The 18,998-nt window shown below is 62.1% G+C and carries 18 protein-coding genes and 1 tRNA gene; 6 read left to right on the top strand and 13 right to left on the bottom strand.

From position 1 onward, the window contains the following. Positions 1–6 precede the first annotated feature (6 nt). The 4 genes from metG to ACVIGA_RS42160 form a co-directional block, all read right to left on the bottom strand. The gene (metG, locus tag ACVIGA_RS42175; RefSeq protein ID WP_456670650.1) at positions 7–1,980 is read right to left on the bottom strand and encodes a methionine--tRNA ligase; all 1,974 of its coding nucleotides are present in this window, start codon (positions 1,978–1,980) and stop codon (positions 7–9) included. 120 nt (positions 1,981–2,100) lie between these two features. Then, the gene (locus ACVIGA_RS42170; RefSeq protein ID WP_456670649.1) at positions 2,101–3,141 is read right to left on the bottom strand and encodes a DNA polymerase III subunit delta'; all 1,041 of its coding nucleotides are present in this window, start codon (positions 3,139–3,141) and stop codon (positions 2,101–2,103) included. Next, on the bottom strand, positions 3,138–3,824 hold the full coding sequence (gene tmk / locus ACVIGA_RS42165; protein WP_207839864.1) for a dTMP kinase: 687 nt from the start codon (positions 3,822–3,824) through the stop codon (positions 3,138–3,140). Before tmk ends, ACVIGA_RS42170 begins: the two co-directional genes overlap by 4 nt. Position 3,825: 1 nt before the next feature. Further along, entirely contained in the window at positions 3,826–5,085 is a 1,260-nt protein-coding gene (locus ACVIGA_RS42160) for a D-alanyl-D-alanine carboxypeptidase family protein (RefSeq protein ID WP_456670648.1), read from the bottom strand. Between the two features lie 162 nt (positions 5,086–5,247). Between ACVIGA_RS42160 and ACVIGA_RS42155 the strand changes: the two genes are divergently transcribed. After that, the gene (locus tag ACVIGA_RS42155; protein ID WP_456670647.1) at positions 5,248–6,183 is read left to right on the top strand and encodes an alpha/beta fold hydrolase; all 936 of its coding nucleotides are present in this window, start codon (positions 5,248–5,250) and stop codon (positions 6,181–6,183) included. A gap of 50 nt (positions 6,184–6,233) precedes the next feature. Here the strand turns inward: ACVIGA_RS42155 and ACVIGA_RS42150 are convergent, their stop codons facing one another. Further along, the gene (locus ACVIGA_RS42150; protein ID WP_456670646.1) at positions 6,234–7,169 is read right to left on the bottom strand and encodes a septal ring lytic transglycosylase RlpA family protein; all 936 of its coding nucleotides are present in this window, start codon (positions 7,167–7,169) and stop codon (positions 6,234–6,236) included. Positions 7,170–8,029: 860 nt separating this feature from the next. Between ACVIGA_RS42150 and ACVIGA_RS42145 the strand changes: the two genes are divergently transcribed. Beyond that, positions 8,030–8,464: an NUDIX domain-containing protein gene (locus tag ACVIGA_RS42145; RefSeq protein ID WP_456670645.1), complete on the top strand. Its 435-nt coding sequence runs from the start codon at positions 8,030–8,032 to the stop codon at positions 8,462–8,464. Here the strand turns inward: ACVIGA_RS42145 and ACVIGA_RS42140 are convergent. The 4 genes from ACVIGA_RS42140 to ACVIGA_RS42125 all read right to left on the bottom strand — a co-directional run bounded on the left by ACVIGA_RS42140 (position 8,457) and on the right by ACVIGA_RS42125 (position 10,540). Then, positions 8,457–8,897, bottom strand: coding sequence for an arsenate reductase/protein-tyrosine-phosphatase family protein (locus tag ACVIGA_RS42140; protein ID WP_456671006.1), 441 nt, complete (start codon positions 8,895–8,897; stop codon positions 8,457–8,459). The two genes, ACVIGA_RS42145 and ACVIGA_RS42140, sit on opposite strands and share 8 nt — an antisense overlap. 336 nt (positions 8,898–9,233) lie before the next feature. Further along, positions 9,234–9,383, bottom strand: coding sequence for a hypothetical protein (locus ACVIGA_RS42135; protein WP_223966485.1), 150 nt, complete (start codon positions 9,381–9,383; stop codon positions 9,234–9,236). Positions 9,384–9,522: 139 nt separating this feature from the next. After that, entirely contained in the window at positions 9,523–9,726 is a 204-nt protein-coding gene (locus ACVIGA_RS42130; protein WP_223966486.1) for a cold-shock protein, read from the bottom strand. A 460-nt stretch (positions 9,727–10,186) separates the two neighbouring features. Next, on the bottom strand, positions 10,187–10,540 hold the full coding sequence (locus ACVIGA_RS42125) for a nuclear transport factor 2 family protein (RefSeq protein WP_456670644.1): 354 nt from the start codon (positions 10,538–10,540) through the stop codon (positions 10,187–10,189). Positions 10,541–10,870: 330 nt separating this feature from the next. Between ACVIGA_RS42125 and ACVIGA_RS42120 the strand changes: the two genes are divergently transcribed. The 4 genes from ACVIGA_RS42120 to ACVIGA_RS42105 all read left to right on the top strand — a co-directional run bounded on the left by ACVIGA_RS42120 (position 10,871) and on the right by ACVIGA_RS42105 (position 12,083). Then, positions 10,871–11,068, top strand: a complete 198-nt coding sequence (locus ACVIGA_RS42120; protein WP_456670643.1) for a hypothetical protein — start codon at positions 10,871–10,873, stop codon at positions 11,066–11,068. A gap of 75 nt (positions 11,069–11,143) precedes the next feature. After that, complete coding sequence (locus tag ACVIGA_RS42115) at positions 11,144–11,599, top strand: tyrosine-type recombinase/integrase (RefSeq protein ID WP_456671005.1); 456 nt, start codon at positions 11,144–11,146, stop codon at positions 11,597–11,599. Positions 11,600–11,611: 12 nt separating this feature from the next. Beyond that, positions 11,612–11,701 (top strand) — tRNA-Ser (locus ACVIGA_RS42110). Between the two features lie 139 nt (positions 11,702–11,840). Beyond that, positions 11,841–12,083: an Arm DNA-binding domain-containing protein gene (locus ACVIGA_RS42105; RefSeq protein ID WP_456670642.1), complete on the top strand. Its 243-nt coding sequence runs from the start codon at positions 11,841–11,843 to the stop codon at positions 12,081–12,083. 781 nt (positions 12,084–12,864) lie between these two features. On the opposite strand, the gene ACVIGA_RS42100 is transcribed toward ACVIGA_RS42105, so the two are convergent. Genes ACVIGA_RS42100 through ACVIGA_RS42085 form a run of 4 tightly spaced genes read right to left on the bottom strand, consistent with a single transcriptional unit; the run spans position 12,865 to position 18,864 of the window. Then, entirely contained in the window at positions 12,865–14,613 is a 1,749-nt protein-coding gene (locus ACVIGA_RS42100) for a tetratricopeptide repeat protein (protein WP_456670641.1), read from the bottom strand. Positions 14,614–14,655: 42 nt separating this feature from the next. Continuing rightward, positions 14,656–16,053 carry an HlyD family type I secretion periplasmic adaptor subunit gene (locus ACVIGA_RS42095; protein WP_223966495.1) on the bottom strand — a complete coding sequence of 466 codons (1,398 nt, stop codon included), beginning with the start codon at positions 16,051–16,053 and terminating at the stop codon, positions 14,656–14,658. After that, positions 16,050–17,711, bottom strand: a complete 1,662-nt coding sequence (locus tag ACVIGA_RS42090; RefSeq protein ID WP_456670640.1) for a peptidase domain-containing ABC transporter — start codon at positions 17,709–17,711, stop codon at positions 16,050–16,052. Before ACVIGA_RS42090 ends, ACVIGA_RS42095 begins: the two co-directional genes overlap by 4 nt. Further along, entirely contained in the window at positions 17,629–18,864 is a 1,236-nt protein-coding gene (locus ACVIGA_RS42085) for a hypothetical protein (RefSeq protein ID WP_456670639.1), read from the bottom strand. Before ACVIGA_RS42085 ends, ACVIGA_RS42090 begins: the two co-directional genes overlap by 83 nt. Positions 18,865–18,998: the final 134 nt, after the last annotated feature.

The raw sequence follows: 18,998 nt of genomic DNA, 5'->3' as shown, positions 1-18,998 counted from the left end.
AACCGCTCACTCGGTCTTCGGTTCCACGTAGCGCGGAAACACGCCAACCGGCGCCGGCAGAACTGTGCCCGGCTTGATCCGCTCGGCGATCGTGGCAAAGCTACGCGCATCCGCAGGGATGCCGAGGCTGTCGAGCATCTTGCCGCAGGATTCCGGCATCACCGCCTGCGCCATGATTGCGATCTGGCGCACCACTTCGGCGGTGACATAGAGCACCGTCTTCTGGCGCGCCGGATCGGTCTTCGCCAACGCCCACGGCGCCTCGCCGGCAAAGTAGCGGTTGGCTTCGGCGACCACGGCCCAGACCGTGTTGAGCCATTGATGGATCTGCTGCGTCGCCATTGCGGTCCGCGACGTCTCCAGCATGGCGTCAGCCTGCGCCAGGATCGCCTTGTCGTTCTCGCTGAACTCGCCGGGCTCCGGCAGCACGCCGCCGAGTTGCTTGGCGATCATCGACAGCGAACGCTGCGCGAGATTGCCGAAATCATTGGCGAGGTCGGCATTGATGCGCGCGACGATAGCCTCGTGGTTGTAGTTGCCGTCCTGGCCGAACGGCACTTCGCGCAGGAAGAAGTAGCGCACCTGGTCAACGCCGTACTGGTTCGCCAGATTGAAGGGGTCGACCACGTTGCCGACCGACTTCGACATCTTCTCGCCCCTGTTGAACAGGAAGCCGTGCGCATAGACGCGCCTCTGCAACGGGATGCCGGCCGACATCAGGAAGGCCGGCCAGTACACCGCGTGGAAACGGATGATGTCCTTGCCGATGATGTGCACGTCGGCCGGCCAGTAGCGCCAGTGTTTGTCGCTCTCGTCGGGATAGCCGACGCCGGTGATGTAGTTGGTCAGCGCGTCGACCCAGACATACATCACGTGCTCGGGATCGTTGGGGACCTTGACGCCCCAGTCGAAGGTGGTGCGCGAGATCGAGAGGTCCTTCAGCCCGCCCCGCACGAAGCTCATCACCTCGTTGCGGCGCGAATCCGGGCCGATGAAATCGGGTTGGCTCTCGTAGAGATGCAAGAGCCTGTCCTGATAGGCCGAGAGCTTGAAGAAGTAGCTCTTCTCCTCGACCCATTCGACCGGCGTGCCCTGCGGGCCGCGGCGGACATTGTCCTCGCCGACCGTGGTCTCATCCTCGGCGTAATAGGCCTCGTCGCGTACCGAGTACCAGCCGGCATAGGCGTCGACATAGATGTCGCCATTGTCCTGCATGCGGCGCCAGATTTCCTGCACCGACTTGTGGTGCGCGGGCTCCGAGGTGCGGATGAAACGGTCGAACGAGACGTTGAGCCGCTCGTCCATCTCCTTGAAGCGCGCGGCGTTGCGGGTCGCGAGATCGTAGGGTGTCATCCCCTCGCCGGCCGCGGTCTGGATCATCTTCTGTCCGTGCTCGTCGGTGCCGGTCAGGAAGAACACGTCCTTGCCGTCGAGCCGCTGGAAGCGCGCCAATGCGTCGGTCGCGATCGCCTCATAGGCGTGGCCGATATGCGGCTGGCCGTTCGGATACGCGATCGCGGTGGTGATGTAGTAGGCGTTGCCGCGGTCCGCGGCTGGTGCCGGGACGGACGCGGGCGCAGCAGCCCTCGCCACGGGTTTCGGTTGTTTGGGCGCGCGGACAATTGCCACCTTCGGCGCCTTCTCTGCGGCTGAAGCTTTCGGCGCAGCGGGCTTCCTTGCAGCCGGAGTCACAGTCGTCGCGGCTGCCGTCTTCGGCGGAGCCTTGGTGGGCTTTGTGGCAGCCTTCCGAGCCGTCTTCTTCGCAGCCTTCTTGACGGCCTTTTTGGCGACCTTCTTCGCAGCCGACTTCTTGGCTCCTGTCTTGGCCTTTGCAGCCTTCTTCGTCTTCTTGGTGACGCGCCCACCCTTCTTGGTCTTGGCAGCGCGTGACTTCGCCGTGGCCTTCCTGGTCGCGCGAGCGGGCGATGCCTTCTTCGTCTTCTTGGCCTTTTTCGACGATTTCTTCTTAGCGGTCGCCACCACGGAATCCTTTGCAGATCGAAACGAGATTGTCGGGAGTGTTGTCAGACGGATGTGTCTTCGGACGAGTGTGTTTTCGGACGAGAGCGCATTCAGACAGATTGTTTTCAGACTTGGCGTCTATCGGGTCGCGTCCGCGAGCATCGAAAACACCGAGAAAACCAGCGGCTTGCGCTCCAGATTGTAGGCTTCGGTATCGCGCGCGGCGCGGACGATCTTTTCCCATACCTCCGCAAGCCGTGCAAGGCGCGGCAGATTGGCATTGGCGTCGCCGGTTCGCATGCGCTCGCTCATCCAGCGATCGATGCCGTCGATGAAGGCGGCAAGCGCGACGCGGTCGCTGGTGCCAAGCGCATCGCCCAGCGCGTGCAGCTCGCGCGGATCGACATTTGGCAACGTCGCCAGGAGCGCGGCCGTGCGCTGCTGCAGCTTGAGCGCGTCGCCGCCGAGCAGTGATAGCGCCCGCCCGACGCTGCCCTCGGACGCTGCCGCGGCTTCCGCCAGCGCGGGATCGTCGGCCGCGATGTCGGTTGCGGCCGTGGCAGCGCGCAGAACATCGCCCGTCTCCAGCGGCCGCAGCAGCAATTTGCGGCAGCGGGACAGGATGGTGGGCAGCACCCGTGACGGCGCGTGGCTGACCAGCAGGAACAGCGACCGCTGCGGCGGCTCCTCGAGGATTTTCAGCAGCGCATTCGCGGCATTGGGATTGAGCTCATCGACCGTGTCGACGATGCAGACGCGCCAGCCGTCGACTGCAGCCGTCGAGCCGAAGAAAGAGATCGTCTCGCGCGTCTCGTCGACCGTGATCACGGTGCGCATCACGCCGCGGTCGTTGAGGCCGCGCTCCAGCACCAGCAGGCCGCCATGGGCGCCCGCCGTGATCTGGCGCGCCACCGGGTCGGCCGGATCGACCCGCAGCGTCGGCGCCGCCTGCACCTGGGACGATTTGGGATTGCGGAACGCCAGCACGAACCGCGCCATGCGGTAAGCCAGCGTCGCCTTGCCGATGCCCTGCGCGCCGCCGATCAGCCAGGCATGCGGAATTCGTCCGCTGCGATAGGCATCGAGCAAGGCAGTCTCCGCCTCGCGATGCCCGAACAGGTCGGGGGTTTCGCGCGGGTGGCGAGCGGGGCTCTCCTGTTCGACCTTGCGTGCGCTCATGCGGGACTGTCTGCGGTGAGCGTTGCGCGCAGATGCTCGCGCAGCGCGGCCCAAATTCGCGCCGCGACCGTGTCCGGATCGGCCGTCGCGTCGATCAGCACGCAACGCTGTGGATCGTCCGCCGCGATCTTACGGTAGGCATCGCGTAAATCCTGATGGAACTTGATGCCCTCGGCTTCGAAGCGATCCGCCGTGGCATTGCCGCGGCGCAGGGCGGCGCGTTGCAGTCCGACTTCGACCGGCACATCGAGGATGAAGGTCAGGTCGGGCTTCAGGTCGCCGATGGTGACGCGCTGCATGGCATTGACGAGGCCGGGCGACACCTGCCCGAGCTGGCCCTGATAGGCGCGCGTGGAATCGAAGAAGCGATCGCACAGTACCCAGATGCCCTGGTTGAGCGCCGGCAGGATCACGGTGCGGACATGGTCGTCACGCGCGGCGGCAAACAGCAGTGTCTCGGCTTCCGGCCCGAGCAGCTTGCCCATCCCCGACAGTACCAGGTGACGGATGATCTCGGCCCCGGGCGAGCCGCCGGGCTCGCGGGTCACGATCGCGCGCAGCTTGGCGACATCGAGCCGTTCGGCGAGCTTGCGGATCTGGGTCGATTTCCCGGATCCCTCGCCGCCCTCAAAGGTGATGAAGCGACCGCGCAAGCTCGGCCGTTGGACTGCTGCTTCCGCCATGTCAGAGCTTCTCGACCCCTGCGCGGAACATTCCGATCACAAGCTCCTGGGCGCCGTCGAGCGCGCGGCGCATCGTCGATCCCGTGCCGACGGCATCGGCCGCGAACACCGGCGTCTCCATCGCAACATTGCCGCCGCGCCAGACCCGGACGACGCCGATCTGTTGGCCGGCGGTGACCGGCGCCTTGACCGGGCCGCTATAGATGACGCGCGCGAGCAGCTTGTCGTTGCCGTTCTTGGACACCATGACCTTGATCGGATCGGGGCTCACCAGCTTCACCGAGCGGCTCTCGCCGCCGAACACCCGGGCGTAGCCGACCGGCTGGTTGGCCGCGATCAGGACCCGGGTCTCGAAGCTGCGGAACCCCCATTCCAGCATCTTCTTGGCTTCGGTCGCGCGGTCTTCGGAATCCTCGAGGCCGTTGACCACGACGATCAGCCGCGTGTCGTTCTGCACGGCCGAGCCGACCATGCCGTAGCCGCCTTCCTTGGTGTAGCCGGTCTTCAGGCCGTCGGCGCCGGGCAGAGCGTTCAGCAGCGGATTGCGGTTCTGCTGGCGGATCTTGTTCCAGGTGAATTCCTTCTCGCCGAACAGCTTGTAGCGCTCCGGGTAGGTCAGGATGATGTGGCGCGCCAGCACCGCGAGTTCCCGTACCGTCATCTTGTTGGTCGGGTCGGGCAGCCCGTTGGAATTGCCGAAGGTCGACTTGGTCATGCCGAGCTCGCGGGCGCGCTTGGTCATGAAGTCGGTCGCAAAGGTATGCTCGTTGCCGGCGATGCCTTCGGCCAGCGCGATGCAGGCGTCGTTGCCGCTCGGGATGATCGCGCCGTGCAGGAGGTCGTCGACCGAGACCTTGCTGTTGATCGCCGCGAACATCGTGGAGGTCCCGGACGGCGCCCCGCCCCGCCGCCAGGCGTTCTCGCTGACCCGGTATTCGTCGGTCAGCTTGATATCGCCCTTCTTGATGGCGTCGAACACCACCTCGGCCGTCATCAGCTTCATCATGCTGGAGGGCGCGCGCAGCTCGTCGGCGTTCTTCTCGAACAGCACGCTGCCCGAAGAGGCCTCGACCAGGATCGCGGTCGGCGCATCGCCGTCGAACCCGCCCTCTTCCTTCTTGGCGCCCTGGACGCTGTTGTTGGCGGCATAGACCATTCCGCCGCAGCCGATCGCCAGCACGACCGCGGCCGCGATCACGCCACGCCATCCACGCCCGGCGCGAGCGAACAACGTGCGGGGAATTGCGGTATGGGCTGCCATCGGCGATGTCCTGAAAGACTGCGTTCTAACAGCTGGAAGTATCGCAAACAACTGAGGTTTCGCCGCTTGTGCACGGCCGGCTGGATTGCCGCCCGCGCTGAACGCCCGTATCCTTGGAACCAGCTAACGACAGCAGAACCGGCAAACAAGGCGGAAACGCGAATGTCATCCTCCCGCACCATCTCCGCCAACGGCATCGACATGTTCGTGCGCGAGGCCGGGCAAGGCCCACTGATCGTGCTCTGCCATGGCTGGCCGGAGCTGTCCTACTCGTGGCGGCACCAGATCGCAGCGCTCGCCGCGGCAGGCTTTCGGGTCGCGGCCCCCGACATGCGCGGCTTCGGCCGGACCACCGCGCCGGCCGACGTCGGCGCCTACACAATCTTCGATACCGTCGGCGACATGGTCGCGCTGGTGGCCGCGCTCGGCGAGCAGAAGGCGATGATCGTCGGTCACGATTGGGGCGCACCGGTTGCCTGGCACGCGGCCCTGTTCCGCCCTGATATCTTCACCAAGGTCGCGGGCCTCAGTGTGCCGCCGCCGTTCCGTGGCCGCGGCCGTCCGTTGGAAACCCTGCGCGAGAGCGGTATCACCAATTTCTACTGGCAATACTTCCAGCCGCCGGGCGTGGCGGAGGCGGAGTTCGAACGCGACGTCGCCCACACCATGCGGCTGGTGCTCGGGCGCGGCGTCTCCGATCCGAGCTCGATGTTCGTCGACGAAGCCAAGGGCTTCCTCGGCAAGCTCCCGGCTGGAATGCCGCTGCCGGCCTGGCTGACCGAGGCTGATATCGCCGAATTCGCCGAAGGCTACCGGCAGTCCGGCTTCCGCGGCGGTCTGAATTGGTACCGCAATCTCGACCGCAACTGGGAGCTGACCGCGCCCTGGCAGGACGCGCAGATCCATCAACCGTCGCTGTTCATCGCCGGCTCGAACGATTCGGTGATTACCGGGCTGATCGGTGCCAAGCGGGTCGCGGACATGGAGCGTGTGCTGCCGAACCTGCGGCAGAAGCTGATCGTCGAGGGCGCCGGCCACTGGATCCAGCAGGAGCGCCCGGACGAGGTCAACGCCGCGCTGATCGCATTTCTGAAATGATCAGGCCAAAAGCTTGATTCGCAACGGCTTGGTTCAGTAAGCCGCTTGGCTCAGTAGAGCCCGCGCCCGCTCAGGACTTCGGCGGGTCCACGCGCGTCGATCGGCACGTAAGCGGCCGCCGCCGGGCTCGGGGCCGCGGCGTAGCGCGCGTCACCCTCGTAGGAGACTTCGCGCGGATTGTTCGGCACGCGGCGGTGCGACCGGCTTGAGGCCGACATTTCCGAGGTGGCGTTGACCGAGGCGTAGTCGGCCTGGGTGTTGCCGAGGCTGTAGGGCCGCCCCTCCGGCAACGGAACGTCGCCGCGGACCCGGCCCGACGAGGACGACATTTCCGGCACGAACGGCCGCGCGGAGGCGACCCGGACCATCGACGGCGACGGCGCCGGCGTTCCGGTGCGCAGGGTCGCCATTAGCTGGCGGTCGTCGGAACCTTCGAGCGGCGCCCGCCCGACATACTCGACGCGGACGCGCGCGACGCCATTGCCTTTGAAATCAAGAAGTTCGGCGGCTTTGTTCGAGACGTCTATGAGGCGGTTGCCGCGGTATGGGCCGCGATCGTTGACGCGCACCACCAGCGACTTCCCGTTGCTCAGATTGGTGACGCGCGCGTAGCTCGGCATCGGCAAGGTCGGATGGGCGGCCGTGAGCGAGCCCATGTCGAACACCTCGCCATTGGCGGTCAGGCGGCCATGGAAATCATCGCCGTACCAGGACGCCATGCCCTCGGCGCGATAGTTCTCGTTCTCCTCCGGCACATAGGTGCGGCCGGCGACGACATAGGGCTTGCCGATGCGGTAGGTGCCGCCGCCCTTCGGCACGGGGTCACCGAGCGCCACGACGCGCGGGCTCGAGGAGACGCCGTACTTGGGATCGATCCGGCTGGTGAGCTGGTTCGAGGAGGCACAATTGGCGAGGACGAGGCACGAGGCCACCGCAACGGCGCCGCGCGCCGTCCGGATCATCGAATCTGGCCGTCTAATCCCCATCTGCCCCAAGTACCATTCTGCAGGACCCGCGCCTACTTCGAGGCGTCGGGATCGATTCTGTCACTGTGCGGCCCACCTCCGCAGCAGATGGTGAAGATATCGCAACCGGAACACGGCGGAAATGGGGAGAGCCATGAGGCGGTGGCGTCTTGGTGAATGGTCTGTTGCGCCTCCTCCGTCCTTCTACGGACCTCCGTGCGCGCAAAACGCCCGCGCCTGTCCCGCGATCAGACACACTGTTGCAACAAATCATCAGTCGGGGGGCATCTTCAATTCCAACAATTGAATCTTTTTGACTGTGCAAGGCTGCAATCGTTTTCTCTCCCGCGTGGGGCGCAAAGGAAGTTTGCGATGATCGAGACGGTTACAGCGGTGATGGGCCTGGTGAGTGCGGCGATCTTCTTGGCGCACGCCGTGGAAGGCTATCGGTACCGGGCCTGACAGTCCGTTGAAGGCGGAAAGACGCGTCACCTCTTCCCAGGAGAGAAGTTCGGAAAGCTTTAATCAATTCGGATGAGCATCGGTAGAAAGCAGGTGTATCATGCGTAGTCACGATTTAGTCTCCGACGGATTTCTAACCCTGACCGCAGCGAGCCTCGTGTTGCTGTGCTCCAGCCTGCTGGCATTTGCCTTCGGCTGAACCCGTGATGCCCTGGGCGCTATATCTGCGCCCATGCGATAGGCGTCGGCCACCCTCACCTCATTTCCCTCGCCGGCCGGACTTCCGCGTCAGCCTTCAATAGCTGGCGATGCCAACCAGGCAAGCGCTCGGCTGATATGATCTGCACGGCAGATCCGCCGCCTTCTCCCAGCCCCAGTCCTGACGCACCCCTCCACCTTTCCAGCGAGAGGATTCGCGAATGACCGGCGGCTTACGAGAAGGAACGTCTGCGCTGCTCGTCAGCACGGATGGCCGGTTGCTGATGCAACTGCGCGACGACCTTCCCCACGTTTCCGATCCGGGCAAGATCAGCCTGTTTGGCGGGCGGCGGGAGGGCAGCGAGACCTTCCTGGAATGCGTGGTGCGCGAAATCCACGAGGAGATTGGCTACTACTTGCCGCCCGCGCGTTTTGAGCGGATCGGTCGTTATTTCGGGCCGGATCATTCGACGCCAGGCGGCACCCTTCGCGGCGAGGTATTCCTCGCGCGGGAGGTGCCGATCGACCGGTTGAAGGTCACTGAAGGTCGCCTCGAGATCGTGGCCGTGGACGACATCGAACGCATCAGCGGCAGGCTCGCACGCCCGGCAGAATATGCGCTGGCGATCTTTCGGAAGCGCGAACCGACTACCTGAACGATGAAACCAGCGCGCGGACGAGATCGTCGATCATCGGCAGCGCAACCGCAGGCTGGGCAACATCGATATCGTGCACATGCCAGTAAGTCACGTTGTCGGCGACCTCGGGGAACCGCCGCTCGATGAGCGGACGATGCTCGGCCTCCTTGAGCGCAATCACCAGGTCCACGCCGTCGAAATCGGCCAATGAACATGGCTGCGGATAGCGCGCTGCCCCCTCCGGAACGATGCCGTTGGCGCGAAGCCGGTCATCAGCGAACACCGACATGGCTCCGACATTGTCGGGCGAGCCCCGTTCGGCGGCGCCTCTCGATGAGGCGCGCCACGGCAGGTTTTCGCGGCGGGCAAGATGATTGAACAGCTCCTCTGCGTATCGACTGCGGTAGTAGTTGCCGGTGCAAAGGAACAGGACGCGCTTCATGGACACCATGATGGCCAACGGCGGTGGTCGCGGTCAACCTTGGTGCGTGCCTGCGACGATGACCCGCGGCCGATTGCTGCTGGTGGACCAAGCAACCGGCCCACTTCACTCCGGTGTTCTCGCCAAGTTCGCGTGCCGTAACGAAAAACGGCCTCAGCTTGGGGATTGCTGAGGCCGTCATTCCGTCTGCCTGGGGCGCGGGCGCCAGTAAGTAGGCCGCCTCGATTCAGCAGAGCGCCGGTACATCCGCGGCAGCCCGAATTGTACTCGACGTCGGAGCGGGCTTGCCGAGGTTTCACGGGGTACCCCACAGGGCGCATCCGAGGGTCTGCCTGCTTCGCGCTACTACCGCAACGTAAGCCCCCAGAAGGCGATGAGCAGCAAGGCGCAAGCGCCCAATCCCATCAGCAGCACGACGGCTTCCAGCATCATGGCCGAATCAACTCCGCCCGTGGCCGAAGCATGCGCGCGAGCGCAGCGTTTGTCGTCGCCCACCTCTAACGCCACCCCAATAAAAAACGACCTCGACGCAGGGAGCGTCGAGGCCGCATTCAATCTCCCGCAGTCGGGGTTGGGCAACTGAGACGACGGGAGCAAAGGACTACTCCCGACACTTCCACTTGTTCCCGGGGCGTCAACCCACCCTTAAATTTTCAGCGGATGTTTTGCCGCGATTTTCCTGGACTTCGTAGCTTACCTTCGCCCCCTCATCGAGGCTGCTCAGTCCCGCTTTCGAGACCGCTGAGATGTGCACGAAGACGTCTTTGCCGCCGCCGTCCGGCTGAATGAAACCATAGCCCTTCGTCGAGTTGAACCACTTCACAGTACCTGTCGCCACTAGACAAATCTCCCTTGATCTAATGGTGGCCAGCGTAGGTCGATAGCAAAGCAGGCCGCAAGGATATCCGGCCCGTGTGCGTCGGTAGCGGCCTCTACTCGCCGAAAAACGATATCTATTCTTCGTCAGGCCAAGCGAGGCCGTTAGCAAATCAGCAAGCCGGTCGGCGATGCGCATTTTCCACACGAAAGACCGGTGGAAGGCCATTTTCGAGGGACGCACGAAACCGGCCTGAAACAATGGACCTATACCACACCTTCACGAATTGATCGGGGGCAAGCGTCATGATGGAAGCCGCTATCGTCGTATTGCTGTGCCTAAGCGCCGTGATCCTGGGTGCCCACGCCTACGACGCCTTCCGCTTTCGCGCTGATTGACCAGTCAACGTGCCCAGGGCCAGAAGCGATAGAAATCCATTCCGTATGACTTGCAGGTAACAACTCCTCGCAGCGGCTTGTCGTCAAATCGACCGGCGATCTCCCTGTGGCGCACCTAGAGCGCCCCATTCCATGTAAGCAATCTTGCCGTCTACATCGAATTCTATAATCGCAGTCGTTGCACCACGCGGTGTAACGAAGGATATCGATGTCCCATTCAAGACCGGCTTTAGATCGCTGATCTCGGACGGAACGCAGTCGTCCAAACGCTCTTTCCAGAAGGCCATCAATCGCGCTTTGCTGGCGACGGTTTCCCTAACGCAGCATCGACAATCCACGACAGCAGAGTCGGCGTGCATCTGTACAATCGCGTTAAGGTCGCGCGCGCGATAGGCGTTCAGCCAATCAATCGCTGCGGCCATTGGGTCAAAGGACATATTTCCTCACCTACATCCGTATCGTAGCTGAGGAATAGAGCGCTTCTGGGAGGAGCCGATACTGGGAAAAATACTGCCCGGGTGAAAGCCACCTCAGTTGGCGGCGTCGTTCAAAAGAAGGCGCTGCTGCAAATCAATTTGGTCGCGGGCCTGCGATGCCGGACCCAAGCCACCGTCGGCGGCATCGCAGTTTCGCGAGAAATCCCCGATGTACACATACTCCGAATTTGACGGTCGTCGCGAACTGACAGTCATCGTGGCGTCGATTCTTGCATCTAGAGTAACGACGGTAACCGGCGCGAAAGCGCCTCCGAGACACAGGGGGCGTAAATGGAAGAACGAAAGATTGCGAAGTTGCGCGTGCACGAGCAAAACATCGAGCATTACCGAGGGTTGCTTCGCACCAGACTTAGCGAAGTCGAGACTCACTTCATCGAGCGGCGCTTATCCGAAGAGCGTATCGCAATCGAGATGCTGAAGTTTATGAACCGTCGGGAAACATCACCCAAGACGGATCTGTTCGCATAAGGCGACACTACATACCCCTTCGGTAGTACCCCGTTTGCGAGATGAACCTTGGTGCGCTTTGTGCTGACCCCTCACATGTCGGGATTTTGCACATCCTTCCCGAGGCTAGGATCAACGCCGCCAGCGAGCATTTTAAGCTTGGCGGCGTTGTTGCGCGTAAGCTCAGGTCTTGCCCTTCACGCGAATGCCGATCGCGATCCAGCCCGAACTCGCCCGCCAGTTCGCAGCGGGCACACGCGCCTATCAAGAAACGCCACAGCAAAGGCCTGGAGCGACCTCCAGCCCAACTCGGGGTTCCACAATCTCCGGCACGCCCTTGCGTCCCGGCTGATCGATGCCGGCGTGGATATCGTCACTCTCTCAGGGCGCCTTGGGCACGCGAGGCCGGACATCACCTTGCGCGTCTACGCCCACTTGTTTAGGAACGGCGACGGCAAGGCGGCGGCGATCAATGCGGCGCTGGCGCGTGAGCTGCCAATCGGGTGCCAATTTCGCGGTTCGTTCTCTTCGAGTCCGCCGTTAAGCACTTGAAATTGTTGGTTTGGAAGGGTGGCCGAGTGGTTTAAGGCACCGGTCTTGAAAACCGGCGTGCCCGCAAGGGTACCGTGGGTTCGAATCCCACCCCTTCCGCCAGTACACTGTTCTCCGTTGTTCACCGCTGTTCGGAATCCCCAACAAAATCAGCGTTTTCGTCAGCTGGCTGTATTCCCAGTTCGCTGTCGTTCCTCACAATCGAAGCGCAAACCGTGGCTTGGGACCGTGGGTTCGGAGGATGGCCTTCATCGGAGGAACATATGGCTGGAAAGCTCAAGCCACTCGATGTCGAGCGCGAAACGAAGCGGGCAAGTACGGCGACGGCGGTGCGCTTTATCTGATAGTCAATGGGCCCGCGGCGAAGAGTTGGTCCTATCGTGATTGGAAGGACGGAAAGGAGCGCTGGCACGGCTTGGGTTCCTTCAAGGACGTGTCGCTCAAGAACGCACGCCTTGAACGCGATGCCGCCGCTTGCGGGTGACGGGCGATCGCAACACGACCGGCGTCGAGAACGAAAGATTGCGATGCCGCGCGTGCGCAAGCAGACATCGAGCATCACCGAGGGTACTTCGCAACAAACTTAGCGAAGTCGGAACTCACTCATCGAGCGGCGCTTATCCGTAGAGCATTTCGCGATCGAGATGCTGAAGTTCATGACCCGTTGGAAACCAAGACGGATCTGTTCGCATCTGGCGACACTACATAACCCTTGTGTGGTAGCCCGTTTGCGAGATGAACCTTGGCACGCTTTGTGCTGACTTCCCTCATGTCGGGACTTTGCACATCCTTCCCGGGGCTAGACCAACGCCGCCAGCGAGCATTTTAAGCTTGGCGGCGTTGTTGTTCGCGGGGTGCGATAGTCGCTACCGCGCTTCTGCTTCCGAATAATCCGTGTGACCATGATGCCTCAGCAATGACAGCGCGGATCAAGCGCGCATGAAACAGTCAGGCCGACGAGCGCAAGCATATCGCGTTCACCGGCGAGCACACGTTCGCCGCCTTGCCGGCCAAAGTGAAGCGCGCGATCGGCATTCTCGACGTACCAGCGAACTGACCTATGAGCGATGACGATCGTTCCTCCAGATACGGCTGCGGTTTGGCGGTCTGCTTCATTGCAGTCGGCCTGTGGCTGCTCATTTTTGTGGGCGTTGAGATGGCGAGGTATTATTACGGGTGAGCGCGATGACGCCCAACAACCGATGCACGCATACCAGCGGAGCCTGAGCGGGCGTTGGATCGCCTCCATGGCCGGTCCGGCGACATCATCCTGATACGGCTCTTGTCAATTCGGCAAGCTCTGCATCTGCATCGACAATGCCTTGGGCGGCGGCCATTTCGAACCAGTAACTCGCCTGCTTGGGATCACTGTGGCCAGCCGCACCGCTACGCAAATAGCGCCCGAGCATGAGTTGAGCTTGACCGTGACCGCGCTCCGCGGCCGCGCGAAACCAACGCTCGGCTTTGCTTCGATCCACGGGAATGGCATGACCGCCGCTATACATAGCCCCTAGTGCAAACATTGCTCCAGCGTGGCCATTCGCTGCGGCCTGTTCGCATAGTTTGAGCGCGGCAGGAGCATCCTGTGGACCCCCTCGACCGTTCACGAGCATCTCAGCCAGAGCAACCTGAGCATCGGTGATGCCTCCCTCCGCCGCCCGCGCGAACCAGCCTCGTGCTGCCTTCGGGTCGGCCGGCACACCTCGGCCATCGGCGACAAGACGACCGATCATGAACTGCGCTTCTGGAACTCCTTCGGCTGCACGCCGCAGCCAGACTGCGGCCTGCTGTTCGTTGCGCTCGACACCTATGCCCTGAAGAAGGCAAACGCCGAGATTGAACGCGGCGACAAGATTGCCGCGTTGCGCTGTCTGCATGAACCAATCCGCGACCGGCGGACATTCCTCTCCTCTGACCGCTCGTTCCAGCAGGTCATTTCCGACGTCGACTTGAGCATCCAAATTTCCGGCCTCGGCGGCGATGCGCAACCAGCGGGCCGCTTCATGATTGTCCTGAGGGACTCCGGCTCCGGTCATGTAAAACGAACTCAACGACCGAGCGGCCGCCGCGTTGCCACCCTCCGCCGCACGACGATACCAGTTTGCCGCTTCCACATAGTTCGGCGGCAATGCTCCGCCCTTGGCATAAAGGTTGCCGACCAGTTCCGCAGCACGAGCGTCACCTGCCAAGGCAGCACGACGAAGCCACGTCTCGCCCAACACCAGATCCCTGGCAACAACGCTACCTTCAATCAGCATCGTCCCCCATTTAATCTGCGCACCGCGGTGTCCCAGCTCGGCAGCTTTACGGTAAAGTTCAGCGGTTGCAGTGGGATCGTGTTCGCCGCTGATCCCTCCTTCGGTGAGCACACCCAGCATGAACACGGCCGTAGGAATTTCAGCAGCCGCCGCTGCTTTCATGTTTTCAACGATCTCGTCCCTGTGAGCGGCCCGGTTCGGGTCTCCGGCGAGCGACAGCGCATATCCCAACTGTCCTTGGGCGCAGCCTGCGGAGGCGGAGCGGCTATACCATTCCCTCGCCTGTATCTGGTCTCTGAGCGGTGGCGGACCGTAGGTTAAAATGTAAGCGAGCAGAGCCTGCCCGTCGGGAGATCCGGCGTCAGCCGCCATGCGAGCCCATCTCAGGGCGGCGTCGAAATCTGGCCTTGACGTGCTGTCCTGTGAAAATAGTCGCGCTGCGGCGTCGCCGCGGTCCTCTCGCGCTTGCGAACCGAGCCCCTGGAGCAAGAGCGAAGCCAGCAAAGACTGCGCCTCGACGTTGCCGTTCAAGGCCGACCGTTCCAACCAGCGCGCTCCCTCTGTCCGACTGTACGGTACGCCGGCGCCTTGAAGATAAAGCCTTCCAATATGATAGGCGGCTTCCGCGCTGCCGGCTTCGGCCATTCGGGCCAGATGCGGCAACGCTTCAGCAAACCGCTCTTTCTCAATTAGAGCGATCGCTCGGCGCAGCCCCGCCTCGGGGGAGGCCTTTCCGATCAAGCGATCAAAGAGCATTTCCCGAAGGCTCCATCCGTCAGCACTGCAGAGCCAAATCGATCACGGCTCGCGCAACGCTTCCTGCGTCACCGGAAGCATCAGGCCGAGCATGTATGTTAGCACGGTCCGCTGACCAACCTTAATATCGGCGGTTACGGGCATGCCTGGTGTGAGTTGGAAACCGGCCGGCACGCCATGCAGGGCCACGCGATCAATACTGATCCGAGTGCGGTAAAATGGTTCCAGGTTCGTCGTCGGAATGGCACTCGTAGGATTGCGCGCCTCAACCTGGGCATTGAAGCTATCCGGACTCACGATTCGTACGGCTCCCTCCGCCATCCCGTACTGGGAGAATGGAAACGTGTCGAACTTGACGGACACGGGATCCTTGACATGCACGAAGCCGTTATCTTTGCCCGCAATGTTGGCCTCGACCTCAAGTGGTGCGTCGGCCGGCACGAGCGTAATGAATTGCTGCCCCGACTGCATGACGGAACCCACCGAAACCTTTGCGACGGATTGCACGATCGCATCAAGCCCGGCGCGGATCTCGACCAATTTGCGTCGTAGGTTGGCTTTGGTCAGCAACTCCCGCGTGTCGGCTGCCTTGACACTGATCTCCTGCAACTTCTGCGAAGCTTCCGCCTTCCAGCCGCGGACGTAGGCGTCACGGTCCGAAGCAAGGGCCGATTGATCGCGCTTCGCCCCCTCCCCGGTAGCGACCGCGTTGGAAAGCGACCGCTGCATTTCAACGCGTGTATCCTTGGCGATCAGCGAGTTCAGCCGACTTCCGGTTTGGGTCGCCTCCAGCTGCTTACGCATATCCTCGATGCTCTGAGCCACACCGAGGCGCTCGCGATAGCCCACAGCATCGGATTCCGATCTCGCTATTACGGAGTTCAGTTCCTGCAGCCGGTGCTCGTAGTTTTCGATCTTGGAATCGAATTGCGCTTTTCGGTGACTGAAAATCGAAGCCTGCAGGGCCCAGTTTGGATCATCGCCGGAGTAGGTGAACGGTTGGCCATCCGCCTCGGCACGCAGACGCGCGAGTTCGGGCTCAAGGCTGTTCAGTTGCCCCTCGAGGGCCACTCGATCTGCTTCGGCGAAGGTCGGATCGAGGCGCGCCAGCACATCGCCCGCCCGGACATGCTGGCCCTCGCTTACGTCGATCGAACGGACGATAGCCGTTTCCAGCGGTTGAACGAGGATGGTGGAAGATTGCGAGACCACCAGACCGCGCGCAGTGATGACCTGATCGACGGGCAATACCCCCGCAACAAGGACCATAGCAGCGACCATGCTGGAGACGATCCAAATCGTGCCACGTGCGGAGCGCGGTACGGGAGCATTGATGATCGCCGTCGACGGTTGCTGAAACTCAAGGATCACCGGCAGCGTCGGATCGTTCCTCTTCGCCCTGGTCGGTAGCGGCAGCAAATTGGCTTGGACTTCGCTCATGGTTCGTTCGCTCCGCCCGAGACCAGCTTCGGAGTAACGGACTGGCGCGCCGGTTCGCTATGGCGGTTTTGCTGGTTCCAAAGCTGTCGATAGATGGCGCAACGCTCGACCAAAACACTGTGCGCGCCGCAATCGACGATCTTACCCTGATCGAGGACCAAAATCTGATCGCAGCCAACCAATGACGACAGCCGGTGTGAAACGATGATCATCGTCCGTCCGCTCGCAATGCGCTCGAGGTTGGCCGTCACGACAGCTTCGCTTTCGGGATCGAGGGCACTGGTCGCTTCGTCCAATACCAGGATGCGCGGATCGGTGATGAGCGCTCGTGCGATCGCCAACCGCTGCCGTTGTCCGCCAGACAGGTTCGGAGATCCTTCTTCTATGTAGGTCTCAAATCCATTGGGCATCCGCTCGATGAATTCCTCCGCGCCGGCGAGCCTTGCCGCATAGACAGCATCTGATAACGTCAAGCCCGGTCGACCGGCGATGATGTTATCTCTGATGGAGCCACGAAACAGGAAGTTCTCCTGCAAGACGACACCGAGGCTTTGCCGAAGGTGACGCAGATCAACATCGCGCAGGTCGGCGCCATCGATCTTCACAAATCCCTTATAGTCACGATTGATTGCCTGCAGCAGGCGCGTAACCGTCGACTTGCCCGATCCGCTGCGACCCACAATGCCCAGCGTCGATCCTGCCGGAACCGAGAAGCTGATCCTGTCGAGCGCCGGGATGGTCGTGTTGAGGTAAGTGAAGCTGACGTCCTGGAAGGCGATTTCGCCTGCGAACTTCGGTCTGAGGCCCGCCGCTCGCGCGCTGCTCTCGGCTGGCCGATTAAGTACGGAACTTGCCTCTCCGATCGCCGCCCCAACCTCCTCATAGTCCTCGATCAACCGCGCCAACCCAACGAGTGGCTGGGCAACCCGCGCGCTCAGCATCAGGAACGCGAATAATCCGCCTACCATGTAGCCTGACGAGTCGTTCATCGCCAGATACGCACCGAGCATGGTCGTGCCGAGCACCATGAAGCGCTCGATCGGCGTAACCAAAGTCTGCGGCCAGTTGGACAGACGGCCGAATTCCAGCCGCCATTTGCCGGCCTCTGCAATCCGCTCATCCCAAAGAGCGCGACGTTGTGGCTCGAGAGCCAACGCCTTGACCGTCTTGATGCCCACGATCGTCTCGCCGAGCGTCGCCGACTTCCAGGTCTCGGCGGTAGCGACCCGTCCGTACATCTCGCGCATCGGCTTCAGGAATGCGATGATGATCAACAAGATTGCGCCGGCGCAGCCGAGCACAATGCTAGCCAGGATCGGGCTGAGATAGAACAGGAACGGGAGCAGCACGCAAAGCGTCATCAGGTCGAGAAACGTCGTCAGAAGGCGGCCGGTCAGAAATTCGCGAACACGATAGACCTGCGCGATACGGTACATCGTTTCACCCGCAGGATGTCGCTCGAAGTAATCGAGCGGCAGGCGAAGCAGCCGGTTGAAGACGTGCAGATTGAGTTTTGCATCAAGCCGGGCGCCGACCACCGCGATGATATGACGTCGCGCATGTCCCAAAAGGGCCTCATAGACGATCACGACCGTCATGACGGCGGCGAGCATGACCAAGGTGGACGTACTGTGGAATTGCAGGACCTTGTTGACCATCGTCATCAGCCAGAAGCGGTGGGAAGATGGTCAGGAAGCTGATTGTGAGCGAAGCAATACCGATGTCCCGCAACAAGCGCCGTTCATGCAGAACGAGATCGAAAAGCCAGCGCAGGTCAAACGGCGCGTCGGCTGCAACGCGGCTTCGGCTCGCGCGCACCAGGATGGCTTCGCCGTTCCACACCTGCGAAAGGCGCAACTCGTCGACGGGAACGGCCCCGTCCGCAGCAGCGCCGGGATCCCTGAGCATGACGATATTCTGATCGGCGTTCGCACCAACCATGAGCGCAGCGCTACCGTCGGCAAACAACAAGATGACGGGCCCGGCTTCGCTCATCCCGAGCAATTGGCGCCAGCTGGTTCGTACCGCGCGAGACCATAGGCCGGCATTCTGCGCCCAGGCCGAGAGCGCTGCAGCCGATGGATAGATTTCGGATTCACCCGTTCTCAATTCTGCGACGTCGAGCTCGACGCCGTGATGACGCGCGACCTGGACAACCGCCTGCAATCGCGCCTGGTATTGCGGACTGCGTTGCGCTTCCATTCGATTGATCGAAGGCCCTTGTTGCGGACCAACTCCGATTGATTTCGGCTCGGATGAGACGGCCCGCGGCTTTGACCGAGCCTCTACGTTGACCTTTGCGGCGAGATTCGCGCAAAGCCGTTGCGCGGACAAACGTGCGCGAACGCCGAGGTCGATCAATAACTCGCTTCTTCCACGGAGAGAATCCATGAATGAATGCAGGTGATCGGACCATCGCGTTGCGAATTGCGCTTTCGTCGCTTTCCATGAGGCACGTCGCGATGCTCTCGGCTTTTGGGTAACGTGTGGACGGCCCTTCGGACGTGCAGTAGCAATATCCGGTGACACCACAACCTGCGGCCTGTCGTCGTGCTGCACGGGGATGACGTTCAGATCGCCGCGTATATTGAACGACTGTGTTCGCGCCGGTGCCGTTACGCCAGGGCGGGCCTGCCCTTCCACGCGCCACACCGCCTCATCGAAATCACTTTTCTCATTGTCGACTTGGGCTTGCGACAGATCGATTCTGGCGGCTAGCCGGCTCTCCAAAAGGGCGCGTGCCCGGCTGTAAAGCGCGTTGCGCGACGCCTCGTCGCTCGCCGACAGATCGTCAATGGCGTTCTGCAGCAAGCGGACATACTTGCCTGGCCCTGGCTCCCCAAAGGCGCCCCTATGCGGGTCCACGGTCACCCTCCAAAATCGACAACAGAATGAAATTTCTTCGCTATATCCCGGCAATCTAGACGAATTCGATGGGCCGTAAC

This window comes from Bradyrhizobium sp. USDA 3240, from assembly GCF_054063295.1.
This window is presented reverse-complemented; position numbering and strand designations above follow the sequence as displayed.